This is a genomic window from Halobacillus trueperi (genome assembly GCF_003386945.1).
In the GTDB taxonomy this organism is placed as follows: domain Bacteria; phylum Bacillota; class Bacilli; order Bacillales; family Halobacillaceae; genus Halobacillus; species Halobacillus aidingensis.
In genome coordinates this window covers 58,155-82,679 of sequence record NZ_QUAE01000012.1, presented here as the reverse complement: position 1 = coordinate 82,679, position 24,525 = coordinate 58,155, and the positions used below count along the sequence as shown (strand labels likewise).

At 42.2% G+C, this 24,525-nt stretch carries 21 protein-coding genes; 1 reads left to right on the top strand and 20 read right to left on the bottom strand.

From position 1 onward, the window contains the following. Window positions 1-11 precede the first annotated feature (11 nt). The 13 genes from DYE48_RS14310 to citZ form a co-directional block, all read right to left on the bottom strand. Window positions 12-1,046 carry a glyceraldehyde-3-phosphate dehydrogenase gene (locus DYE48_RS14310; protein ID WP_115824216.1) on the bottom strand — a complete coding sequence of 345 codons (1,035 nt, stop codon included), beginning with the start codon at window positions 1,044-1,046 and terminating at the stop codon, window positions 12-14. 131 nt (window positions 1,047-1,177) lie between these two features. Continuing rightward, the gene (gene coaE, locus DYE48_RS14305; protein ID WP_115824215.1) at window positions 1,178-1,777 is read right to left on the bottom strand and encodes a dephospho-CoA kinase; all 600 of its coding nucleotides are present in this window, start codon (window positions 1,775-1,777) and stop codon (window positions 1,178-1,180) included. Window positions 1,778-1,789: 12 nt separating this feature from the next. After that, entirely contained in the window at window positions 1,790-2,392 is a 603-nt protein-coding gene (gene ytaF / locus DYE48_RS14300; protein ID WP_115824214.1) for a sporulation membrane protein YtaF, read from the bottom strand. Between the two features lie 47 nt (window positions 2,393-2,439). Next, entirely contained in the window at window positions 2,440-3,279 is an 840-nt protein-coding gene (gene mutM / locus DYE48_RS14295) for a DNA-formamidopyrimidine glycosylase (protein WP_115824213.1), read from the bottom strand. A 15-nt stretch (window positions 3,280-3,294) separates the two neighbouring features. After that, on the bottom strand, window positions 3,295-5,934 hold the full coding sequence (polA, locus tag DYE48_RS14290) for a DNA polymerase I (protein WP_115824212.1): 2,640 nt from the start codon (window positions 5,932-5,934) through the stop codon (window positions 3,295-3,297). 177 nt (window positions 5,935-6,111) lie between these two features. After that, window positions 6,112-7,038, bottom strand: coding sequence for a protease modulator HflC (gene hflC / locus DYE48_RS14285; protein ID WP_089650553.1), 927 nt, complete (start codon window positions 7,036-7,038; stop codon window positions 6,112-6,114). Further along, window positions 7,035-7,994: an FtsH protease activity modulator HflK gene (gene hflK, locus DYE48_RS14280; protein ID WP_115824211.1), complete on the bottom strand. Its 960-nt coding sequence runs from the start codon at window positions 7,992-7,994 to the stop codon at window positions 7,035-7,037. The genes hflC and hflK overlap by 4 nt, the downstream gene beginning before the upstream one ends. Window positions 7,995-8,413: 419 nt before the next feature. Then, the gene (pnpS, locus tag DYE48_RS14275; RefSeq protein ID WP_115824210.1) at window positions 8,414-10,168 is read right to left on the bottom strand and encodes a two-component system histidine kinase PnpS; all 1,755 of its coding nucleotides are present in this window, start codon (window positions 10,166-10,168) and stop codon (window positions 8,414-8,416) included. Beyond that, on the bottom strand, window positions 10,169-10,864 hold the full coding sequence (locus DYE48_RS14270; RefSeq protein WP_115824209.1) for a response regulator transcription factor: 696 nt from the start codon (window positions 10,862-10,864) through the stop codon (window positions 10,169-10,171). A 255-nt stretch (window positions 10,865-11,119) separates the two neighbouring features. Next, on the bottom strand, window positions 11,120-11,596 hold the full coding sequence (locus tag DYE48_RS14265; protein WP_089650549.1) for a MaoC/PaaZ C-terminal domain-containing protein: 477 nt from the start codon (window positions 11,594-11,596) through the stop codon (window positions 11,120-11,122). Between the two features lie 75 nt (window positions 11,597-11,671). Further along, window positions 11,672-12,610, bottom strand: a complete 939-nt coding sequence (mdh, locus tag DYE48_RS14260; RefSeq protein WP_115824225.1) for a malate dehydrogenase — start codon at window positions 12,608-12,610, stop codon at window positions 11,672-11,674. A 23-nt stretch (window positions 12,611-12,633) separates the two neighbouring features. Continuing rightward, window positions 12,634-13,908 (bottom strand): NADP-dependent isocitrate dehydrogenase, encoded by a 1,275-nt coding sequence (icd, locus tag DYE48_RS14255; protein WP_089650548.1) that lies wholly within the window; start codon window positions 13,906-13,908, stop codon window positions 12,634-12,636. A gap of 110 nt (window positions 13,909-14,018) precedes the next feature. Continuing rightward, complete coding sequence (citZ, locus tag DYE48_RS14250) at window positions 14,019-15,137, bottom strand: citrate synthase (RefSeq protein WP_115824208.1); 1,119 nt, start codon at window positions 15,135-15,137, stop codon at window positions 14,019-14,021. Window positions 15,138-15,430: 293 nt separating this feature from the next. Here citZ and ytvI point away from each other — a divergent pair, with 293 nt between their 5' ends. Then, complete coding sequence (ytvI, locus tag DYE48_RS14245) at window positions 15,431-16,522, top strand: sporulation integral membrane protein YtvI (RefSeq protein ID WP_115824207.1); 1,092 nt, start codon at window positions 15,431-15,433, stop codon at window positions 16,520-16,522. A gap of 675 nt (window positions 16,523-17,197) precedes the next feature. Here the strand turns inward: ytvI and DYE48_RS14235 are convergent. The 7 genes from DYE48_RS14235 to ystJ all read right to left on the bottom strand — a co-directional run bounded on the left by DYE48_RS14235 (window position 17,198) and on the right by ystJ (window position 24,507). Then, window positions 17,198-17,590, bottom strand: coding sequence for an FxsA family protein (locus DYE48_RS14235; protein WP_115824205.1), 393 nt, complete (start codon window positions 17,588-17,590; stop codon window positions 17,198-17,200). 108 nt (window positions 17,591-17,698) lie between these two features. Further along, entirely contained in the window at window positions 17,699-19,462 is a 1,764-nt protein-coding gene (gene pyk / locus DYE48_RS14230; protein ID WP_115824204.1) for a pyruvate kinase, read from the bottom strand. A gap of 28 nt (window positions 19,463-19,490) precedes the next feature. Further along, window positions 19,491-20,450, bottom strand: a complete 960-nt coding sequence (gene pfkA / locus DYE48_RS14225) for a 6-phosphofructokinase (protein ID WP_115824203.1) — start codon at window positions 20,448-20,450, stop codon at window positions 19,491-19,493. Between the two features lie 219 nt (window positions 20,451-20,669). Next, window positions 20,670-21,632 (bottom strand): acetyl-CoA carboxylase carboxyltransferase subunit alpha, encoded by a 963-nt coding sequence (locus tag DYE48_RS14220; RefSeq protein WP_115824202.1) that lies wholly within the window; start codon window positions 21,630-21,632, stop codon window positions 20,670-20,672. Beyond that, window positions 21,629-22,489, bottom strand: coding sequence for an acetyl-CoA carboxylase, carboxyltransferase subunit beta (gene accD / locus DYE48_RS14215; protein ID WP_115824201.1), 861 nt, complete (start codon window positions 22,487-22,489; stop codon window positions 21,629-21,631). The genes DYE48_RS14220 and accD overlap by 4 nt, the downstream gene beginning before the upstream one ends. A 102-nt stretch (window positions 22,490-22,591) precedes the next feature. After that, entirely contained in the window at window positions 22,592-23,188 is a 597-nt protein-coding gene (locus DYE48_RS14210) for a FadR/GntR family transcriptional regulator (protein ID WP_115824200.1), read from the bottom strand. 80 nt (window positions 23,189-23,268) lie between these two features. Then, the gene (ystJ, locus tag DYE48_RS14205; RefSeq protein WP_089650539.1) at window positions 23,269-24,507 is read right to left on the bottom strand and encodes an NADP-dependent malic enzyme; all 1,239 of its coding nucleotides are present in this window, start codon (window positions 24,505-24,507) and stop codon (window positions 23,269-23,271) included. Window positions 24,508-24,525 lie beyond the last annotated feature (18 nt).

Genomic DNA, 24,525 nt, shown 5'->3' with positions numbered 1-24,525 from the left:
ATTCGAGTTGTTTATGACACTCGGGCCTCTTTTTCTTGTTTCATCATGTTACCGACATACTTAGCAAGGTCTACCACACGGCAGGAATATCCCCACTCATTATCATACCATGCCAGTACTTTTACTTTACGGTCATCAATGACTTGTGTAGACAACCCATCTATGATCGCTGAGGATGAGGAAGTCGTGTAATCGATGGAAACGAGTGGCTCTTCACTGTATTCCAATATTCCTTTCATTCCACCCTCAGCCATTTTCGCAAAGGTCTCATTCACTTCATCTGCCGTCACTTCCCTTTTTAAATCGACGACAAGATCAACAAGAGATACATTCGGAGTCGGTACGCGCAAAGCCATACCATTCAATTTCCCTTGAAGAGTCGGGATCACTTCCCCTAAGGCTTTAGCTGCTCCTGTAGATGTAGGGATGATCGATTGAGTACACCCGCGTGCCCTACGTAAGTCTTTATGTGGGTTATCTAAATTCTTCTGATCATTGGTAAAGGCATGGACGGTTGTCATCAATCCATTTTCAATGCCAAATTCATCCTCCAACACTTTTACTACAGGGGCAAGACAGTTAGTTGTGCAGGAAGCATTTGAGATGACATCGTGACTGTCCGGCATATATGTTTCTTCATTAACACCCATCACAATCGTCGCATCCACTTGTTTTCCAGGTGCTGTAATGATGACTTTTTTAGCTCCAGATTCTAAATGAAGACCTGCTTCTTCTTTCGTTTTAAACTTGCCTGTTGCTTCAATTACAATATCGATATCCAGTTCGTCCCATGGCAGCTCCAATGGGTTCCTAGTTGAACACAGCTTCACTTTTTTCCGATTGACGACTAAGTCCCCATCAACGACATTGACCTCACCTTGAAAACGCCCGTGGACACTGTCGTATTTAATCATGTGAGCAATTGTTTCAGCTGGATAACTTGCATTAACGGCTACCAAATCCATAGATTCATCCGCCACAGCCTTTCTAAATACCATGCGACCAATTCTTCCCAAACCATTAATTGCAATCTTTGTTTTCCCCATGCTGTTCCAGCCCCCTATATATGATATACTTTTACTCTGTAATTCCTAGATTAGTATAACATATTGTAAGCGGTTTTACATACAGAACAAAAACTTTCCACAAAAAATAACACGTCTACCCAGACGTGTTATTATACGATGTCCCAACCGTGAAGTATGTCATTTAATTGCTGTAAACTTCCCTCAACCGTTCCGGTATTATCAATGACCGCATCCGCCATTTCTGCTTTCTTTTTCACAGGGATCTGCGCACGGATCCGCTCTTCAGCATCCTCTCGTCCCGACTGATCTCTTTCCATCAAGCGTTCCAATTGTGTTTTTTCATCCACATACACAACAAGGATCTTTTCAACGTAATCTGTTAAGTTGCTTTCGAACAGCAATGGAATATCCAGGACGACCGCTTGATATTGTTGCTGCTTATACTGCTCGCGCCGCCTGATCATCTCTTCCCTTACTTTAGGGTGGACAATGCCATTCAATTGTTTTCGCTTTGTCTCGTCAGCAAAGACGACCTTGCCGAGCTTTTTACGATCCAGATCCCCGCCTTCTTCAAGCACCTGTTCTCCAAAGGTTTCTACAATTTCTTGATACGCAGGTTCTCCAGGTTGCACGACATCCCTTGATATTTGATCAGCATCAATGACAGGTATATCCATATCCTTGAACATCTTAGCTACGGTACTTTTTCCACTTGCAATACTTCCTGTTAATCCAATGACTAAAGTCATCCTGACACCTCCTTAAGACAACTTGATCAAGCCGATAATGATGAGTAACACTCCAGGTAAAATGGACAAACTTTCCGCTTTATCACTAAGCTTGGAGCCGCTCAAAATCCCACATCCAAGCATGCAGAAAGTCGCTACGGTAATCATAACCGCTGTAAATAAAATAGGAATTCCGATGAGAGCTCCACTGATTCCAGCTCCAATGGTATCGAGGGATAGTGCGGCTCCAAGCAGCCATACTTCTTTTCCGCGGATGCCACCAGAGTGGTCCACATCCGCCGCTAAGGGGTCGTTCAATACTTTTGCCGGGTTAAGCCACGGCTCCTTCTTTTCTTCACTATCCTTCTCTTTCTTAAAAAACTGCCATAAGAAATAGATACCGATTCCGATTAACGCAAGTGCCCCGACGCGTTCGGCGTCTTCTGCTGCCACCACCGCTGCCAGTAAATGACCAAAATAGGAAGACAACAGAAACATACAACCGGAGACACCCGCAATTAAAAAGACACCTCTTAATGTAAGGCCGACCTTTTTCAAACCTAATACGCAGCCGATTCCAAAGCTATCGATGCTGACTGCTGTAACGAATAAAAAAATGAACATGGCAATCCCCATGCATCCCACACCTTCATATCTTAAGCTGTGGGATAGTATATGGGGGTTTACCTAGTAGTGTGTAAAGGTTGACACTTAGGACAAATGTGAGTCCCTCTTCCGCTGACCTTCAACTTCTTAATCGGAGTGCCACATTGAACGCATTCCGTATCCTGCTTTCCATAAACACGGAGCTTCTGCTGAAACATCCCAATTTCCCCCTGACTATTTAAGTAAGAACGAATTGTCGTTCCGCCCTGGTCAATAGCCTCAAGGATAATGAAAATACTCGCTTCACGAAGCTTTTCAACCTCGGCTTTTATCAAAGTATTAGCGATTCTTTCAGGATGAATGCCTGCCCTGAAGAGGGCTTCGTCTACATAAATATTTCCCAGCCCAGCTACAATCGATTGGTCAAGCAAGACAGCTTTTATATTCCTAGACGTTTTCTTCAGCCTCTTATAGAAATAATCCACGGTGAAAGCTTCATTGAATGGATCAGGTCCTAATTGAATAAGTGGTTTATTTTCAAGCTCCATTCCTTTTGGAAAAGCATGCATCGTCCCGAATTTACGCACATCGTTATATCGAAGTTCTGTTCCATCGGTAAAGTGAAAGATCACATGTGTATGCTTCGGCTTTTCAGTCGCACCCTCATAAACACCAAACTTTCCTTCCATGCGCAAATGGGAGACGAGTGCAATGTCGTCCATATGGAAGATTAGAAACTTCCCTTTCCGATCGATATCTTGAATGGTCTGGCCAACCAATAACTGCTCAAACTCTTTAGGGTCTTGAGGTTGTTTAATGATATTCCCCCAGAACACGGATACCTTTTCAATCTCTTTTCCTAAAGCGAGGTGTTTCAATGTTTTCCTGACTGTTTCTACTTCAGGTAACTCTGGCATCTTTTCATTCTCCTCTTACTTTGCATCATACCATGTGTCCCCGTATGAAGAATCGACCTTTAGAGGGACATCTAAATCTACGGTATTTTCCATGACAGATGATACAATCTCTTCTAACTGCTTCACTTCTTCTTTTGGTGCTTCGATGATCAATTCGTCATGCACTTGCAGCAGGACTTTGGCTTCCATTTTCTCTTCTTGAAGTCTTTCTTCGAGGTCGATCATCGCTTTTTTAATAATATCGGCTGCGCTTCCCTGAATCGGTGTATTCATCGCCGTCCGCTCGGCAAAGCTGCGTTTATTAAAATTCCGACTCTTAATATCAGGAAGGTATCGTCTACGGTTCATAAATGTTGAAACATACCCTGTTTCTTTCGCTTCCCTTACCGTTTCATCCATATATGACTTGACTCCAGGATAGCTTTCAAAATATTTATCAATAAAAGCTTGTGCTTCTTTTCTCGTAATACCAAGGCTTTGGGACAGTCCATAATCACTGATTCCGTATACGATTCCGAAATTAACTGCCTTCGCCTGTCTTCTCATTTCACTTGTCACATCGCTTCTCGATACACCGAAAACTTCACTTGCTGTTTGGGTATGGATATCTTCGCCTTCTTTAAATGCCTGCATAAGCTTTTCATCCTGAGCAATATGCGCGAGGACACGAAGTTCAATTTGTGAATAATCACTGGCAAACATGACCCACTCTTTTTGGGAAGGGATAAAGGCCTGTCTTATTTTACGCCCTTCTTCAAGGCGAATCGGAATATTTTGCAAGTTAGGGTCCGTAGAACTTAATCGACCGGTTTGTGTCAGAGCTTGGTTAAAGCGTGTATGAATTTTTCCGGTATCCTCATGAACCACCTTAAGAAGACCTTCAATATAAGTCGACTTCAGTTTTCGAAGCTGACGGTTAAGAAGAATTTTAGGAATGATCTCATGTTGATCCTCCAATTGCTCTAAGACGTCCGCAGACGTGGAATAGCCGGTCTTTGTCTTTTTAATAACAGGAAGTTCCAGCTTTTCAAATAGAATCGGACCTAGTTGTTTAGGTGAATTTAAGTTGAAGTTTTCACCAGCGAGTTCGTAAATCTCCTGTTCGACCTTATTCAAACGTTCTTCTAGTTCTTGTCCCATATTCTCCAACCTCTGGACATCCACACAAACTCCGCGGTGCTCCATCCGGCCAAGAATAAGCGCTAACGGCATTTCAAGTTCTCTGAACAGTTGATATTGTTCATTATCTTTCAATTTCTTTTCCATATCCTCTTTCATGTCATAAAGAAGAGATGCTTTTCTTCCAATGTGCTCATGGAACTCATGATCATCATCTGGCCGCTTCATTTTTGCGCCTTTTCCATACACTTCTTCATCATATTTAACGGCTGTTTCACCTAAACGGTGGCCAATCGCAGGAATATCATGGTTATTTTCAGCAGGGTTAATCAAATAAGAAGCGAGCAATAAATCGAACGTGATTCCTTTCATTTCAATACCATGACGTAAAAGAGCGACACACGTCCGTTTCGCATCAAACACCCATTTTTCATTCTCTGCACTTTCCGCCCATGTTTGAAACGCATCTGATTTTTTGGCATCTTCCATGGAAAGGACGAACTTTCTTTGGTCATTTACAATAGCAATGCCTTCCACTGGTGCCGTATGGTAATTATCGTAAAGCATCTCGACCACTACCGATTCTTTCCCTGTAAAAAGATCTGCCGTTATTTCCTGCACCACTTCTACATCAATCTCTGGAAGTTCCTGAGCTTCCTCAGATTCCGTACCGCCTTCTTGCACACGGGAAAGCAAAGATTGGAATCCAAGGTCTTTAAAAAACTCACTCACTTTTTGGGATTGATAACCGGAGTATCCGATATCAGATAGGCTGATTTCAATCGGCGCTGCACGCTCGATGGTCACAAGCTGCTGACTCATCAATGCCTCTTCCTTATTCGTCTCCAGTTTTTCTTTCAACTTCTTACCACTCACATTATTTAAATTCTCATAGAGGTTTTCAAGCGTGTCAAATTGCTTCAACAGTTTTACCGCCGTTTTCTCCCCAACCCCAGGTACACCTGGAATATTATCAGAACTATCTCCCATGAGTGCCTTCAGGTCAATGATTTGATCCGCTCGGACTTCCATCTTTTCCATTAAGAAAGAAGGGGTGTATGTATCAACATTGGTAATCCCTTTTTTCGTCAGGCTCACAGTGATTTGCTCATTCACTAGTTGAAGGAGGTCCTTGTCCCCTGAAATCACCTTCACTTCTAAACCTTTTTCGCCCGCCTGAGTAGCAAGGGTGCCGATGATATCGTCCGCTTCGTAATTTTCAAGCTGATAATAATTGACTTCAAACGCGTCCAGAAGCTCCTTGAGCACAGGGAACTGTTCAGATAGTTCAGAAGGAGTTTTCTGGCGACCACCCTTATAATCCTCGTATGTTTTATGACGGAACGTCGTTTTACCAGCATCAAATGCAACGAGCAAATGATCCGGTTGATCCTCTTCAAGAATTTTCAACAACATGGTTGTAAAACCATACACGGCGTTCGTGTACACCCCTTTATCATTATTTAACAGGGGCAGTGCAAAGAATGCCCGGTACGCAATACTATTCCCATCAATTAATACAACTTTTTCAGCCATTGGCCCACTCCTCGTTATAGAAGATACTCATAGGAGGATCTTCGTCTATTTCTTTTCCTTAGTCTTCGTTGGTTTAATGAATCAATGTATGCTTGAGATACCATTGCTCGATAAAAAACGCCTTTTTCATCATTCTACCATGTTTATAGTAGAGAGGAAAAAGGCGTGCCTTATCTGTTATTCGAAATAACCTAAAAGCAATTCGGCATAAGGAGAATCCTGAGGGAGAATAATCGTCGTCTCACCATCGATCGTCTTTTTATAGGATTCTAATGTACGATAGAGTTGGTAGAACTCTGGATCTTGAGAAAAGGCATTGTTGTATATCTGGGCCGCTTCCTGTTCGCCCTCTGCCCGGATTTTTTCAGCATTTGCTCGAGCTGTGGACAGCATTTCTTGTACTTCTCGATCCACTTCTGCACGAATTCTACTCTTATCCGCTTCCCCTTCTGACAAATACTGTTGAGCAATTTTCTCACGGTCTGTAATCATTTGATTAAAAACTGCTTCTTCATTCGCTTCCGGCAGGTCAGAACGCTTAATTCGCACATCATCTACAACAATACCGTAATTATCTCTTTGTAAGTATTCGTTCACTTTGGCTGTAATTTCTTCATTCAATACTCCTCTTGAACTCTCTTCTTCATTAATAATCTCAGAGAAATTCATCTTCCCTAATTCAGATCGGACAATAGAGAATATAAACTCTCCCATTCTCGCTTCAGCATTCATTTCGGTACGGGCGTTAGCAATCATATTTTCTGGGTCAGTGATGCTCCATATCGCATAATTATCGATAATCATCCGTTTTTTATCCAATGTGGTGATCTCTTTTTCATCTACATCGTAGACCATTTTCTTTTTAGATAGGGTGGAAACTTCTTGTACTAATGGGATCTTGAACTTAAGACCCGGTTCTTCGTGAATTTTAACAACATCCCCAAATTGACGGACTACCTTATACTCCCCCTCTTTAGCAATCACGATTGAATTTATACCTATAAGAAGGATTCCTATAATAACAAGTAATGTGACCCCGGCTTTCACGTACTTTTTGAGGTCCTTTTTTTGTTTTTCATTTTCATTGAAAATTTCTTCACTCATGATTCTTCACTCTCCTCATCCTCCGTCGAACTAGGAGGTACCACATTTTGAACCGTCCCTTGATTCAATGGCAGATACTTCATTGTGTTTCCATCATCATTCATGATGTACACATTGGCTTCTGGCAGCACTTCTTCCAGCGTCTCCATCACAAGACGCTCACGCGTTATTGTTTCATTGCCCTGATATTCCTCAAGTAAGGCATTGAAACTGGAAACACCACCGGTCGCCTGTTGAATTCTCTCTACTTTTGAACCTTCCGCCCGTTGAATTATCGCATCCTTTTCCCCAAGCGCTTCCTCCCGCTTCTGGTTAGCATACTTTTCCGCTTCGTTCACTTTACTTTGTTTCTGTTCCCTAGCATCTGTCACCTTTGTAAACGCAGAGCGTACTTCCTTATTGGGAAGATCGACCTCCTGCAGACGAACATCTATAATGGATACACCAATTTCATAGCTATCAATTAAACTGACTAACCCTTCTCTCACTTCATTTTCAATTTCAGCTTTACCAGATGTTAGAGCTTCATCAATTTCACTACTTCCAATGACACCTCTAAGTGAAGAAGATGTAGCATTAAATAAAACCTGTTCAGGTTTCTCCGAGGCAAACAAGTAAGCAGCTGGATCCGTAATCTTCCATTGGACGACGAGATCTGCCTGTAAAATCATATCGTCCCCTGTAATCATCGTTACTTTATCCGTTTCTTCTCCGCTGTCATCGAAACCGAAATCCAAGCTGAACGTTTCTTTCGACATTTTCTCTACTTCTTGAATCGGCCATGGCATTTTGAAATGCAACCCTGGTTCTGTTATGCCGTCTTCAGCTTTCCCGAACGTAAGCACCACGGCCTGTTCCGATTCATCCACGGTATACCATGTCGTAAGAAGGGCAATGAGCAACAACACACCCACTGCGACAAGGCCTGTCCATTTGTAAAATTGTTTAAGACTCATATCGACTTCCCCTTTATCTTTTATGAATAATATAATTACGATTATGTAACAAAAAGGTTTCAAAAAAGTAACCTCTATTCCATATCTCCATTAAATCTCCTTATTCTTTATGACTCAGTTTCGAGACTTTTGTTGAGTGGATGGGGGCTACGGGGAATGGCTCGCTTTCCCAGAGCCCCTAAACTCCACAAAAGTCTCGAAATCAAGTCTTACACAATCCTGCCATATAGCGGAACATTGATTAAAGAATTGAATTTTGAATAGGAAAGATGCAGGTGTATTTTTACAGGATTATAACTAAGTAGAAACAAAAAAAGGCAGAAGCGAGGGAAGCTTCTGCCAAAAAGAGAAAACACCTTGGATGAAAGGGTTTCAAAGGTATTCTATCGAAGTATTGTTAACCTTAATTTAATGAAATATTAATTTTCCGTAAACTTCTTTGGAATCTCAACATAAAACGCCGTGCCGACATCCACTTCACTTTCCACACGAATGGTCCCTTCATGAGCTTCTACAATATGTTTTACAATAGCAAGACCGAGACCTGTGCCTCCTGAATTCCTGCTTCTCGCTTTATCCACACGATAGAACCTTTCAAAGATCCGTGATATTTCTTCCTCGGGTATCCCCACGCCATTATCGGTAATTTTAATCGTTACATAATTTTCCGATTCCTGAAATTCTAATGTAACTTCCCCTTCATCACCGGAGTAATTAATGGCATTTGTAAGCAAGTTCATAAACACTTGCTTCAAGCGGCTGGAATCCCCCTGGATCATTGTATTACCTTTTATAGAAGCATGGAGCTTCACTTGTTTTTGTTCGGCATGTTGTTCCACGATTGGCAGTAAGTCATTCAATAACCGTTGGACTTCGACCTGTTCAACATTTAAAAGGAAGTCATCCCTTTCAAGTTTGGACAATTCCAAAAGATCTTGAATCAAGGATTGCAACCGGCCACTTTCTTTCAAGATAATTTGTAAAAACTGTTCGAGCATCTTTTCATCTTTCATAGCCCCGTCAAGCAATGTTTCTGAAAAGCCGCGAATGGAAGTAATAGGAGTTTTCAATTCATGGGATACGTTAGCTACAAAGTCTTTTCTCATTTGCTCCAATTGCTTCAGTTCTGATATATCATGGAAAACCAAAACGACACCTCTCCATTTCCGGTCTTCACTGAAAATGGGAGCACCGGTCACTTCCAAGTGTTTCCGGTCAATATTAACAGGCAGCACAAACGTTTCGCTCACCGTTTCTTCAAACATATAAATCTTCTGTACGGTTTCGTGAATGGTAGTATAAGGGATCGCATCGTGATATAAATGACCGATAAAATCGTTTTGCTCTCCTTTAAACGTTTCTAAGAACGCACGATTCAAAAGAAGAATATACCCTTTTTCATCAATCAGTACTAACCCATTCCCCATATTATTAATAACCGCTTCTAATTGATTCTCCTGCATGCCCTTTGTACTCGTCATCTCCTGCAGATTCCTAGCCAGAATATTAATCGACTGGCTTAATTGCCCTGCTTCCCCAAAATGCCCTTCATAAGTTCTTGCTTTATAATTTCCTTTCGCAAGTTCTGTAGCGACATTAGCGGCGGATCGAATTGGACGGATATATTTAGAGAACACGTTAAACCCGATCACAAAAATGACTAAAAGTCCAAGAAGTAACGTAAAACCAATTAATAGCCAAATATTTTTTGTAATATTGGTCAAGGCTTCAACAGGTGAAAGAAGGATAAGTGTACCATTTATATCATCTACACTATTATTCACAGGGTAATAGAAGATCTCATCTAGCATTTGCCCTTCATTCATCGGGGAAGTTCCACCTTCAACCCTTGTGATTACTTCCTGCTTTTCGTCTTTACTTATGACAGGTACAGCATCAACCGTATCAATTATTCTTTCTCCGGAATCTGATATAAAAATCATGCCAGTATTCAACTGTTCACTAAAGTTATATAACTCTTCCTGACTTACTTCCCGATCTTCTGTGAATCGATCCAAGTACGTGATGAAATATTGACTTTCTAACTCTACACGCTGTTCAAATATGTTGATAAAATAGCCGCGGGTCAGTTGAGCAAGAATGATTCCCAGCCCGAGCATGACAATGACCACTAAAACCGTATAGGTCATCAGTGGCCTAGTATTGGAGGCCATTTACTTAGGCTCCTCCATTTTATAACCGAGCCCGCGTATCGTTTTTATATACACTGGCTTTTTCGTCTCGGGTTCAATTTTCTCACGTAAATGGCTCACATGGACATCGACAATACGAGTGTCACCGGCAAAATCATAATTCCATACGGCACTTAAAAGTTGGTCTCTCGAAAGGACACGTCCTAAGTTTTGAGCAAGGTATAGCAGCAGCTCAAATTCTTTTGGCGTAAACGTTAAAGGCTTATCCTTAATTGTAGCCTCATATTGTTCAGGATAAATAGATAGATCAGCAATTTGGATGATCTTTTGATCGTTCACAACATTTTCGCGAACCATTCTTCTTAAGATCGCTTTGATTCGAGCTACGACCTCTCTAGGACTGAATGGCTTGGTCAGGTAGTCATCAGCACCAAGTTCAAGACCAAGAACCTTATCAAATTCATCGTCCTTAGCTGTCAACATGAGGACAGGGGTATTCACTTGCATTTGCCTTAATTTCTTACATACTTCCATACCATCCATCCCTGGAAGCATGACATCAAGAACGATTAAATCAAAATTGTTTTGCGATGCTTTTTCAAGAGCATCCGTACCGTTATAGGCCACATCCGTCACATATCCAGCTTGATCAATATTATATTTTAATAAAGTTACAATAGATTCTTCATCATCTACGATTAAAATTCTTTGTTCCAATGCCATCACCTCTACTACAAGTTACTTTCATCATACAATGAAGTTTACAATTTGAATACGGATCTTTACCATTTTTACTTAATCTTAATATAGACAAAAACCTCGTCTTCATCCGCTTATAAGAAACTCGGGAATAGAATCCGATGAAACGATTATCCTTAGGGGGTATATAGAAAGAGGGGAAAAAGCCGCTAGTCTCTGTGGAGTCAAAGCGGCTTGTGGTAATTGTGTGAAAGCTAATTTACTTTTTCTAGTTTAATAAAAGTTTTCCAAGGAGATCGCATTCATAGAATCAGGTTCATACGGGGGTTGAACGATAAGCGTTCCTTTCACCACTTCGTCACCTTCTTCATCATATCCTACCACTTGAAGTTCAACTTGATGTTCTTCTTTGTGAATAGCTGTTACTTCAGCGTGAAAACGAACGTCTCCATAATGATAAACAGGTTTAGGGTATTCTAGATTCTGCTGAATAATATGGCTACCTGGACCAGGCAAATGCATAGAAACAATAGAAGATACCATACCAAACACCATAACTGTCGGTACCACCGGGCGTTTAAAAGGAGTTTGTGAAGCATAATCATGTTGGATATACAAAGGATTTGCATCATTCGTCAAGCCTAGATACATAAGTAAATCACGGTCTTCGACTGTAAAAGAAGTCGTGAATTTTTCGCCGGATTTTAAATCATTGATCTTCTTTCCAAGCTTTCTCTTTTTACCTAACATATCATCACCTCTTGTAAACGTTTTCTTTGCTGTTTAAAAAAGGGATCCGAGGGTTTTCCCCGAATCCCTTCTTCTTTATTTTAATACATTCAACACATTTTTCACAGAATCCGCCGATTTATCCAACTGCTGTTTTTCTTCTTCTGTCAGTTCAAGCTCAATGACCTCTTCAATTCCATTTCCACCAAGAATTGTAGGAACTCCAAGATAAATCCCATCATATCCATATTCACCTTCTAAATAAGCAATGGAAGGAAGAATACGACGCTGATCTTTCAGGATTGCTTCTGCCATTTGAACTAAAGAAGCAGCAGGTGCATAATAGGCACTTCCATTTCCAAGAAGGCCGACGATTTCTCCTCCACCTTTACGTGTTCTCTCAACAATTGCATTTAACCGCTCTTTGGAAATTAATTTCTCCAAAGGAATTCCGCCAGCGAAAGAATACCGTGTAAGTGGCACCATGTCATCACCGTGACCACCCAGGACGAAGCCTGTGACATCTTTGATGGATACATTAAGTTCTTCAGCAACAAACGTGCGGAAGCGCGCTGTATCCAGGACGCCGGACTGTCCGATGACACGATTCTTAGGTAAACCAGCCTCCTGGAATACAGAATAAGTCATGGCATCAACAGGGTTTGTCAATACAACGATAAAACAATCCGGAGAGTTTTTGACAATTTCTTTCGTCACACTCTTCATGATTTTTGAATTTGTATTGACTAGATCATCACGACTCATACCAGGCTTACGAGCAATACCCGCAGTGATGATGACAAGGTCTGAATCTTTCGTATCCTTATAATCAGAAGTTCCAGTAATCTTGGCATCAAACCCCTGTACAGGACTCGCTTCCAACATGTCCAGAGCTTTCCCTTTCGTTGGATCTTCCATATCAGGAACATCAACGAGTACAACATCTCCCAGCTCTTTTTGTGCGAGCATAAGCGCTGTCGTAGCACCAGTGAAACCAGCACCGATTACTGATACTTTGTTTCTACGAATAGCCATCATGACCCACTCTCCCTTATTGATTAGTCCATATTCTTAATCAGTTCATCACCGAACTCAGAGCATTTCACTTCTGTTGCGCCTTCCATCATACGAGCGAAATCATAAGTGACAACCTTACTTCCGATGGTTTTGTCCATAGATTTCGTGATTAAGTCAGCCGCTTCTCTCCAACCAAGGTGTTCAAGCATAAGCACACCAGAAAGGATGACAGAAGATGGATTCACTTTATCAAGACCAGCGTACTTCGGAGCTGTACCGTGTGTCGCTTCGAAGATCGCGTGTCCTGTTTCAAAGTTGATGTTCGCGCCTGGAGCGATTCCAATTCCACCCACTTGTGCAGCCAGTGCATCAGAAATATAGTCTCCGTTCAGGTTCATCGTTGCAACAACATCGAACTCTTTCGGACGAGTAAGAATCTGTTGAAGGAAGATATCTGCAATGGCATCTTTTACGATGATCTTACCTTCAGCCTCTGCTGCATCCTGAGCTTTATTGGCAGCTTCTTTGCCTTCTTTTTCAACAATGCGGTCATATTCTGCCCAAGTGAATACTTTATCACCATACTCCTCTTCAGCAACTTCATAACCCCATGCTTTGAAGGAGCCTTCTGTGAACTTCATAATGTTTCCTTTGTGTACGAGCGTGACGTTTTTACGTCCTTCGTTCAATGCATAATCAATTGCTGCACGAACCAAACGCTTCGTACCTTCTTCGGATACCGGCTTAATTCCGATCCCGGAAGTTTCAGGGAAACGAATGTTATGTACACCCATTTCATTTTGAAGGAAGTCGATTACTTTCTTCACTTCTGGTGTTCCTTTTTGCCATTCGATACCTGCATAAATATCTTCAGTGTTTTCACGGAAGATCGCCATGTCCGTATCTTCTGGACGCTTAACTGGAGAAGGTACACCTTCGAAGTAGCGTACAGGACGCAGGCATGTAAACAAGTCTAGCTCTTGACGAAGGGCTACGTTCAACGAACGAATTCCTCCACCAATCGGAGTCGTCAAAGGCCCTTTGATTGCAATCTTGTAATCTCTGATTGTATCTAGAGTTGCTTCTGGAAGCCACTCACCTGTTTCATCATAGGCTTTCTGACCTGCAAGGACTTCCTTCCATTCGATGGATTTCTCACTATTGTATGCTTTATCAACAGCAGCTTCGATGACGCGGCTTGCGGCTGCCCAAATATCAGGACCGATTCCATCTCCTTCAATGTAAGGAATGATCGGGCGCTCTGGTACATTTAGTGATCCGTTTTGTTCTACTGTAATTTTTTGTGCTTGTGTCACAATAAACCCTCCTAATATTTTGTAAGAAATATGGATGGATCATCCTCTTCTATCATACGTTAAAATAAGTTGAATAAAAAGGGAGGCCTGCCGGCGTACCGGCTGCACTCTTATCGATCCTCAATTGGTGTATAGCTTTGGCCTTTAGGTCCTACGTATTCCGCACGTGGACGAATCAGACGGTTGTTGGAGTACTGCTCGAGAATATGCGCCAACCAGCCGGACACACGGGAAACGGCAAAGATCGGTGTGAAAATATCGTGATCGATTCCAAGACTATGATAAACAGAAGCTGAATAAAAGTCCACGTTCGCAGGAAGACCTTTGTTCTCTTTGATATAGTCCTCAATTTTAATAGACATTTCATAGTATTTGGAATGACCTGTGAGTCCTGTCAGTTCACGGGACATCTCTTTCAAATGTTTTGCGCGTGGATCTCCTGAACGATAGACCCGGTGACCCATACCCATAATTTTCTCTTTATTTTCTAGTTTTTTCTCAATGGCTGGAATCGCGTTCTCTACGCTTCCGATTTCCGTCAGCATCTTCATGACGCGTTCATTCGCACCACCGTGCAATGGGCCTTTCAAAGCTCCAATGGCAGCCGTCACTCCTGAGTACACATCAGAGAGAGTAGCTACACAGACACGGGCTGTAAATGTAGACGCATTCAGCTCGTGGTCGGCGTGAAGGACAAGTGCTTTGTTAAACGCTTCTACTTCTAAATCTTCCGGGTCTTTTCCGTTGAGCATATAAAGGAAATTTCCTGCAAAACTTAAATCTTTTTTAGGTGCAACCGGCTCTTCTCCTTTACGGATACGAGCAAATGCAGTTACAACCGTAGGGATTTTTGCTTGTAAACGCAGCGCTTTCCGTTTGTTCGCTTCCTCTTCCATGACATCAGACTCAGGATCATAGAGTCCCAGCATGGAAACAGCTGTACGCAAAGCAGCCATAGGGTGTACTGTCGATAGATCATAAGACTTCAGATGATCGACAACTTCAGTCGGAATGTCCATATTTGAAATAAGTTCTTCCTTAAAAGCATCCAATTCTTCTTTGTTTGGTAGCTTTTGATTCCAGAGAAGATAGACAACCTCTTCAAAACTGGAGTTTTCGGCCAGGTCATCGATATCATATCCGACATATGTCAGTTTATCGTCGATGATTGAACTTATGGATGATTCAGTTGCTGTAATTCCTTCAAGACCTTTAGTTGATGATGACATACAATCTCTCCCTTTCAAAAATTCCTTTTTCCTTAATACTCTCAATAAGAAAACGCTTTACTATTTACTTATTAACCTTTATAGGAAAACTACCCCACAGACAATTATAAAGTATTCTGAAGAGAATGTGAATTGAAACCGTTTAATTTTGCAGGATTTTATCGAATATTCCTACATAATTATGAGGATTATACATTCGTTGATAACTTTTGGTTCTTTGTCTGATCAAAGCTCAAACTCATTTCCATAAATGGGAGGTGGATGATATAGATAACCAAATATTACAAGTTGCTATGCGTTTTATTTTCGTAGTTATGATTGCTATTAGCTTTATATTTTTTACTTATTTTTCCTGGATATACTTGCAGCCATTTATTTTTGCTATCGTGTTATCTTTCTTCTTCCAACCCTTTATTCACTTGTTAAAAAATCACCTGCGAATTCCAAGGGGCGCGGCTATTCTGCTTGTCCTGTTCATTTTCGGCGGGCTTGCAGGAGGGCTCCTGGCTTTATTAGTGGCAGAAATTATTCGGGGTATTCAATATTTAGCATCTGGCGTTCCTGGTCACTTTTCTCTACTAGCCAATTACTTAACTCAAGGAACGATGGATTTCCTGAGCCCCCTATTAACAAAGGGGGAAGCACTCACCAACAAATTAAGTGTAAATCAGCAACAAACATTGGAAGAATATTTTAAGGTTGCCCAGGAAAAATTCAGTGAGACAAGCCTCACTTTATTAAACAGTGCTCTTGAAGCTACAGGCCTTTTTCTTGCAGAGCTCCCATCTTCTTTCGCCTTTATCTTCATCACCCTGCTTGCTACTTTTTTCATATGTAAAGACTGGGATATGATTGTGAAGTTTTTAATGAAAGTTTTTCCCGAAGGACTGTCAGAACGTGTTTACATCTTCCGGGGTGAATTTATACAAACAATCAAAGGATTAATCCGTGCTCAGTGCATGCTTGTTATGATATCAACTTCAATCATTGCTACAGGTTTACTAATCATTGGTGCTCCACACCCTTTGACCATAACATTTCTTGCTGCTCTTGTCGATTTCATCCCTTATGTAGGAACAGGCATCATCTTTATCCCGTGGATCATTTATCAATTTCTCACGGGAGAATTTATGATGACCATCTGTTTATCCATCCTCTATATGGTGGTCATGCTTACAAGACAAACGCTGGAACCAAAGTTGTTGGCCGATCATTTCGGTGTTCCTCCTATCATCCTTCTCCTCAGTCTTTTTCTTGGTTTTCAACTATTTGGAGGATTAGGAATGCTGATCAGTCCCATTGCACTCATGACGATACAGACGTTAGTTAAAACAGGAGTGACTAAAGAAATTTGGACATATATCATTGGGAAAACCCAGCCATAGTTTTCTATTTATAGAAAAGAACCTTAAACGTTGGTGTTCATCAACTAGTTATTAAAGAATATGGCAGGATTGTGGAAGACTTGATTTCGAGACTTCGGGGTTCGTTTGCCGTGTTGAGCGTTAGGGGTGGCTGGGAAGCAACTCGCTTTCCTGTGGGGGAGTGGCAAGCTTCCTCGGACTTCGTCCTGCGGGATCTCGCCTATCTCCTTTCTCCCACGGGAGTCTCGCAGCTTCCCAACCACCCCATTCCATGAAGGTGAGAAACGAACCCCTTTCCTGTGGGAGGGTGCCTTCCACTATCCTGGTGTTATAAGCATAAAGCCTCTATAACAAGCTTTTCGTATGCAGAATAGCGTCCTTAGGAGTTCATTCCCCTCCAATTACCATGGACATAAAAGCGGCTTATTCCGGAAGTGGTTTCGAGATACTTATATGGCAAAGGGGCGGAGGGGAATGGCGAGACTCCTGCGGGAAAAAAGTGCTTGGTGAGACCCCACAGGACGCAGTCCGAGGAGGCTCACCGCGCTCCCGCGGAAAGCGAGCTATTACCCGCAGCCTCCATCCACTCAACAAAAGTCTCGAAACTGAGTCTTCAAGAAAAGGGAGCTTTTGTAAAAGAGGGAATGAGTATTAGAAAAGCAAAAAACTCAGAGAAATGAATCTCTGAGTTTGCATTTATTTTCTGTATATTGTAATCGTTCCTTTTCGCATGGCTTTTTGAATCGCATTTCGGATAACTCGTTTGATAGGAAATCTGGTTGCCGGGAACAACAGTAAAAATCCAATTGCATCCGTGATGAAGCCGGGTGTCAGCAATACAGCTCCACCGACAAGTATACAGGCCCCATCCAAAAGTGTATCTTGAGGCATTTGCCCATAATGTACGGATTGTTGGAAGTTCCTTATCGTTTCTAATCCCTGCTTTTTCGCCAGCCATGCGCCTAAAACGCCCGTCAATATAATTAAAAGAATGACCCATATTGGCCCGATTATGTTTCCAGTCCATATGAGTACACCAATTTCTAATGCGGGAACCACTAAAATAAAAAGCAATAACCAACGAAACATAGAATCTTCCCTTCTTTCCATTTCCTCTATTATACCTTTTTTAAGGATACATTGAAAAGAAAAGACAGAGAAGTAAATACTCCTCTGTCTGTTTCATCCCGTTCAATCTTATAATACGCTTGCGTGACCTTCGTAAATATCACCGCGTGAACTATCAATGGTAATATCAGAGCCATCCTTGATCAATTCAAGAGCATCATTAACCCCAACAATTACTGGAATACCGAGGCTTAGTCCCACAACTGCTGCGTGAGAAGTAAGTCCACCTTCCATTGTAATGATCCCGGCAGCTTTTTCAATGGCTGGCATCATGTCACGATCCGTTCCTTGTGTGACAAGGATGTCTCCATCCTCGATGCGGTCAATGGCTTCTTGTGCATTCTTAGTAACGAGGGCACGTCCATACGCACTCTTCTGGCCAACGCCTTGTCCTTTAACGAGGACATCTCCAATGACGTGGACTTTCATCAAGTTCGTCGTACCACTCTCACCAACAGGTACACCACCAGTGATGACTACGCGATCACCTCGAATGGCAAGACCGGAGGCAAGACTGCGCTCAACAGCCACGTCCAGCATATCATCCGTAGAGTAAGCACGTGGACCCATCACGGCATAAACTCCCCAAACGAGAGATAGCTTACGGTTTACTTCTTCATCAGAAGTGATCGCTACAATCGGGGCTTTTGGACGATACTTAGAAATCATGCGAGCCGTATGTCCACTTTCTGTAGGTGTAACGATAGCTGCTGCGTTCAAGTTAATCGCCGTATGAGTAACCGATTGACTAATCGCATCCGTGATTGTCATATCGCTATGCTTGGAACGTTCTTGCAATAGGGCCATATGATTTAAGCCTGTTTCTGTTTTACTTGCAATGTTATGCATGGTTTGAACAGCTTCTACAGGGTAATCTCCCGCTGCTGTTTCACCGGAAAGCATAATAGCATCTGTACCATCAAAGATGGCGTTCGCAACGTCAGACGCTTCTGCACGTGTTGGGCGTGGGTTACGTTGCATAGAGTCAAGCATTTGAGTAGCTGTAATAACAGGCTTACCTGCTTCATTACACTTACGAATCAAACGCTTTTGTACAAGTGGTACATCTTCAGCTGGAATTTCGACACCAAGGTCACCACGGGCAACCATCAAGCCATCACTGACTTCAAGGATATCATCGATATTATCGACACCTTCTTGGTTTTCGATTTTTGGAATGATTTGAATGTGACTGGCGTTATGCTTCTCGAGAAGTTCTTTGATTTCCAGGACATCTGATGCACGACGTACGAAAGATGCAGCGATGAAGTCAACCCCCTGCTCAATTCCGAACTCGATATCCTTCGCATCTTTTTCCGTAATTCCCGGCAAGTTGACACTTACATTTGGAACGTTGACACCTTTTTTATTTTTCAATGGGCCATTGTTCAATACAGTCGTCTTAATCTCATTTTTCTCTTTGTCGATTTCTTCTACTTGAAGTTCAACGAGGCCATCATCCAACAAGATCTTAGAGCCTGGGTGAACATCATTGATCAATCCAGGATAAGTGACAGAGAAACGTTCGGCATTTCCTTCAATTTCATCCATAGAAACATAAGTCGTCGAGCCTTTTTCCAAATAAGCTTCTCCATCTTTTAGTGTTCCTGTACGAATTTCCGGACCTTTTGTATCAAGTAGAATAGCTACAGTCTTTCCTGTCGCTTTAGAAGCTTCACGGATATTGTTGATTCTAGCTCCGTGCTCTTCAAAATCTCCATGTGAGAAATTCAAACGAGCGACATTCATCCCTGCTTCAATCAGCTGGGTCAATTTTTCTACAGACTCAGAAGCAGGTCCGATTGTACTAACGATTTTTGTTTTTCTAAACATTTTATTTCCTCCTCAAGTGCCTCTTGCATTATATAGATAGTTCTTTGGAAAGACGATACATATCAAAGTCGATCTTGTGCTTGGTGTTCAAAATTTCTACAATATCATGGTCCACCAATTTATTCTGCTGTATACCTACCATACGACCAGCATGACCGTTCAACAATAAGTCCACTGCATAAGCGCCTAGACGACTTGCCAGTACACGGTCAGCAGCACTTGGAGAACCACCGCGCTGCGTATGACCAAGAACGGTTACACGTGACTCTAAACCAGCAGCCTCGTCAATTTTCCGGCCGAGATCGACACCACTACCGACACCTTCAGCTACAATGATGATGCTGTGCTTCTTGCCACGATCATGGCCGCGCTTCAAACGATCGATGATATCTTCAAATTCATCATCAGCTTCTGGAATGATGATACTTTCAGCTCCGTCCGCAAGTCCTGCCCAAAGTGCAAGATCCCCGGCGTCACGCCCCATGACTTCGATAATGAACGTACGTTCATGGGATGTAGCCGTATCACGGATTTTATCAATGGCATCAATGATAGTATTCAGGGCTGTGTCAAACCCAATGGTGAAATCAGTTCCAGGAATATCATTATCAATCGTTCCCGGTACACCAATACATGGGTATCCTTTTTCCGTAATTTTTTTTGCCCCCATAAAGGTACCATCACCACCGATGGCTATCAAGCCCTCGATACCATGTTTTTTCATTTGTTCGATCCCTTTAAGCTGACCTTCTTCTGTTTTGAATTCTTCACAACGAGCAGAATAAAGCTTTGTACCTCCTCGCTGAATAATGTCCCCAACAGAACCAAGCTCCATCTTCTCGATGTCACCATCAATCAACCCTTGGTAACCATACTTGATCCCATAGACTTCTAAACCATGATAGATTGCTTTACGAACGACTGAACGAATCGCGGCATTCATTCCTGGAGCGTCGCCCCCACTAGTAAGTACTCCGATTTTCTTCATTCTCATCACCTCAAAAGTTTTCTAGTTATGTTGTCCCCAACCAAAGATGAATCGAAACCTCCGTCTATTTTTATAAGGATAGCCTATCCTCTAGTCTATACAATTAATAAAACTTCAACATTCCATTCATCAATGATAGCGTTACCATCCTGTTAAGATGCGAAAAGCCGCACCCAAGTGCGACCATTCTTTACGGACTTATTAATTTCAACCATCCTATTATAAATCAAGATACGTGTAATCGCCAATATTTTTGTACTTTAAGAACCGTTTTTCTAATAGTTCCTCAACTTCAAGAGCGCTCAACGTTTCTAAAGATTCGGAAATGATTTTCTCAATTTCTTGAGCCTGGGCCTCGATATCCCTGTGCGCTCCCCCTCTTACCTCTGGAATCACACCATCAATCACATTCAATTTTTTCAAGTCATAGGAAGTGATTTTCATGGATTCTGCTGCTTCTTGAGCAAGGCCTGCATCCTTCCATAAAATAGAGGAAGCACCTTCAGGAGAAATCACGGAATAAGTGGAATTCTCAAGCATGAAAATACGATCTCCAATGCCGAGACCTAGTGCACCACCACTACCGCCTTCCCCGATCACTATACAAATAACAGGAACTGTGAGGCCTGCCATTTCCATCAAGTTTCTGGCAATCGCTTCACTTTGACCTCTTTCCTCTGCAGCTTTTCCAGGATAGGCTCCCTTTGTATCGATAAATGTAATGATCGGTCTTTTGAATTTATCTGCCTGTTTCATTAAGCGGAGAGCTTTTCTGTACCCTTCAGGATGCGGCATACCGAAATTACGACGAATATTTTCTTTCGTATCTTTTCCTCTCTGATGACCGATCACGGTTACGGGTTGACCTTTGAACTTAGCAATCCCAGAGACGATCGCGGCATCGTCCCCAAAATTACGATCTCCGTGCAGCTCCAAAAAATCTGTAAAAAGATATTCGATATAATCAAGTGTCGTCGGTCTTTCAGGGTGGCGTGCCATTTGCACACGATCCCATGGAGCCATTCGGTCATAGACATCTGTTTCAAGTCTTTCCAATCGATTCTCTAAAGTAACGATTTCATCGCTTAGATCCATTTCACTATTCTCAGTCAATCGTTTTAAATCAGAGATCTTTTCTCTTAACTCAATGACAGGTTTCTCGAATTCGAGTACGTGCTTCACGATTGGTCACCTCCCACATTATGAAGATCAAGAACTGTCGTTAGCGTCTTTTTCATGTCATGCCGGTGAACGACTTTGTCCAGTTGACCGTGCTCCAGAAGAAATTCAGCGGTCTGGAAATCCTCTGGAAGCTTTTCACGAATCGTTTGTTCAATAATTCTCCGACCAGCAAATCCAATCAAAGCACCAGGCTCTGCAAAATTATAATCTCCAAGGGAGGCAAAGCTCGCTGAAACGCCCCCTGTTGTCGGATGGGTCATGACTGAAATGAAAAGACCACCATCTGAATGAAGACGCTGGAGAGCGACAGAGGTTTTCCCCATTTGCATCAGGCTAAGAACACCCTCCTGCATTCTCGCACCACCGGAAGCTGTGAAAATGATGAACGGAAGCTTCTCTTTTCTGGCATTCTCGATGGCATTCGTGATTTTTTCACCTACCACTGACCCCATGCTCCCCATTCGGAAACGGGCATCCATAACAGCCACAGCTGTTTCCATGCCATTCATTTTCGCCTTTCCGGTGACAACCGCTTCATTCAAGTCAGACTTTTTACGGTCCTTTTCCAGTTTTTCTTCATATTCCGGGAAATGCAACGGGTTATTTGAAATCATGTGCTTGTCCCACTCTACAAAGGATTCCTCATCAAATAAATGTTGGATGCGTTCGTAGGCACTGAGACGATGATGATGATCACAATGAGGGCAAACATTCATATTTCGATTCAATTCTTTTCTATAAAAGATCTTTTGGCAGTTTGGGCATTTCTGCATCAAACCTTCAGGTACATCCTGCTTTGCTTCTTGGCTGGGAATGGATGCGTATCTTTTTTTCTTGCTGAAAAAGTCTCTTAGCAAGGTGATTCCTCCTTTGGGACAAAGCTTCCTTTCTTATCAATATACATAAATTTCATTTCGTAATATGACTCATTCTGTCGAAATAGATTCGACACGATACGATCATTGAAATAGACGTATAATTTTCATTGTATCTTCTTCCTCCATGACGGTAACCAATTCTTCATACCAATCATCAGAATAGCTTACATCATGGACGGTGTGGGTAAATCCTGAGATGAATTGCCACATCGACAGAAGGAGAGGTTGATCACAAAGGCTGAATAAATATTCAAATACCTTTTGATGCCTTTGAGCGTATGAATGGTCGGAAATGATCGCTCTTATTTCGCTCCTATTCCGGCTGTCTAAATTCCCGTTCAACAAAAGCAGTACTTCTTTTTCAATCATTTGTTTAGCGGTCATCAATTCACTCTTGGTCCTCGATTCATTAAGTAAGAAGTTGGATAGCAGCTCGACCATATGGTAAGGGCGATAGGCTCTCATATAGGTGCCCTCACCTCTTCTTGTTTCAATTAATCCCAAAAGCTCCATCGCCCGGAAGGCTTCCCGGATTGAGGACCTGCCTACATTCAATTGTTCACTTAACTCTCGTTCTGACGGGAGCTTATCACCAGGCTTCAACCGATGCTCTTCAATGTAAGATTTCAACTGTTGAAGAACCCCTTCATAAACTTTCCCTCGCTGCTCCTGGGCCACGTTGTACGGACACCTCTTTTCATCTCTAACCACAATCAAGTTATGTAGAAGGAGAAACCGAAAAGCTTCCCCCTCTCATATCAATCTTCATCAATTAATGTCAGTTGTCTAGTTTTTTCTGCAACTTCTTCTGGATCTACGTGATGACGGGCAACCCCGGACTCCATCGCCGCTTTAGCTACGCTTGCAGCAACGGCTGGCGCCACTCGCGGATCGAATGGTGCAGGAATGACGTAGTCTTCACTCAACTCATCCTCACTTACTAAGGAGGCGATGGCTTCAGCTGCTGCAATTTTCATTTTTTCATTAATTCTAGTCGCTCTAACGTCCAACGCACCGCGGAAGATTCCCGGAAATGCCAGCACATTATTTACCTGGTTAGGGAAGTCTGAACGACCAGTTCCGATGACACGCGCCCCAGCTTCCTTTGCATCTTCAGGCATAATTTCTGGTTCAGGGTTTGCCATTGCAAAGATGATAGAATCATCATTCATTTTTGATACGGTCTCTTTGGAAAGCAATCCGCCAACGGATACACCAATAAACACATCCGCACCTTCCATGACCTCTTCAAGATTCCCTTCTGTACGGTCTTTATTCGTAATTTTAGCAATTTCATCTTTCACATCGTTCATTCCGTAATCGCGGCCTTCAAAAATAGCTCCTTTGGAATCACACATGATGATGTCACGCACACCGAAATGATAGAGCAATTTAATAATCGCAATTCCAGCAGCACCAGCCCCATTAGCTACCACTTTGATTTCTGAGAAGGTTTTCCCAGTTATTTTTAAGGCATTCATTAATCCTGCTACTGTAACGATTGCCGTACCATGTTGGTCGTCATGGAAGATTGGTATATTCGTCTCTTTCTTCAGTCGATCTTCGATGATGAAGCAGTTGGGTGCGGCGATGTCTTCCAGGTTCACACCGCCGAAAGTAGGTTCCATTAATTTTACTGTCTGCACAATCTGATCAATATCACGTGTGTTCAAACAAATAGGGAATGCATCTACTCCTGCAAAACTTTTGAACAAAGCAGCTTTACCTTCCATGACTGGCAGGGCAGCCTCAGGTCCAATATTCCCCAGACCAAGAACAGCCGATCCATCACTGACAACGGCTACCATATTACCCTTCATTGTATAATCGTACACCGTATCTTTATGGTCATAAATCTCTTTACAAGGCTCTGCCACTCCAGGGGAATAGGCAAGGCTCAAGTCTCTAGCATTCCTGACAGGAACTTTTGAATGGGTTTCAAGTTTTCCTTTATTGACACGGTGTATGTGCAAAGCTTCATCTCTTAAATTCGACACGACGACACTCTCCTTTTA

Coding starts and splice junctions, on each gene's coding strand:
- DYE48_RS14310 (WP_115824216.1), bottom strand. CDS start 1,046: ATGGGGAAAACAAAGATTGCAATTAATGGTTTGGGAAGAATTGGTCGC.
- coaE (WP_115824215.1), bottom strand. CDS start 1,777: ATGACTTTAGTCATTGGATTAACAGGAAGTATTGCAAGTGGAAAAAGT.
- ytaF (WP_115824214.1), bottom strand. CDS start 2,392: ATGGGGATTGCCATGTTCATTTTTTTATTCGTTACAGCAGTCAGCATC.
- mutM (WP_115824213.1), bottom strand. CDS start 3,279: ATGCCAGAGTTACCTGAAGTAGAAACAGTCAGGAAAACATTGAAACAC.
- polA (WP_115824212.1), bottom strand. CDS start 5,934: ATGGCTGAAAAAGTTGTATTAATTGATGGGAATAGTATTGCGTACCGG.
- hflC (WP_089650553.1), bottom strand. CDS start 7,038: ATGAGTGAAGAAATTTTCAATGAAAATGAAAAACAAAAAAAGGACCTC.
- hflK (WP_115824211.1), bottom strand. CDS start 7,994: ATGAGTCTTAAACAATTTTACAAATGGACAGGCCTTGTCGCAGTGGGT.
- pnpS (WP_115824210.1), bottom strand. CDS start 10,168: ATGGCCTCCAATACTAGGCCACTGATGACCTATACGGTTTTAGTGGTC.
- DYE48_RS14265 (WP_089650549.1), bottom strand. CDS start 11,596: ATGTTAGGTAAAAAGAGAAAGCTTGGAAAGAAGATCAATGATTTAAAA.
- mdh (WP_115824225.1), bottom strand. CDS start 12,610: ATGGCTATTCGTAGAAACAAAGTATCAGTAATCGGTGCTGGTTTCACT.
- citZ (WP_115824208.1), bottom strand. CDS start 15,137: ATGTCATCATCAACTAAAGGTCTTGAAGGAATTACAGCAACTGAATCA.
- ytvI (WP_115824207.1), top strand. CDS start 15,431: ATGCGTTTTATTTTCGTAGTTATGATTGCTATTAGCTTTATATTTTTT.
- DYE48_RS14235 (WP_115824205.1), bottom strand. CDS start 17,590: ATGTTTCGTTGGTTATTGCTTTTTATTTTAGTGGTTCCCGCATTAGAA.
- pyk (WP_115824204.1), bottom strand. CDS start 19,462: ATGTTTAGAAAAACAAAAATCGTTAGTACAATCGGACCTGCTTCTGAG.
- pfkA (WP_115824203.1), bottom strand. CDS start 20,450: ATGAAGAAAATCGGAGTACTTACTAGTGGGGGCGACGCTCCAGGAATG.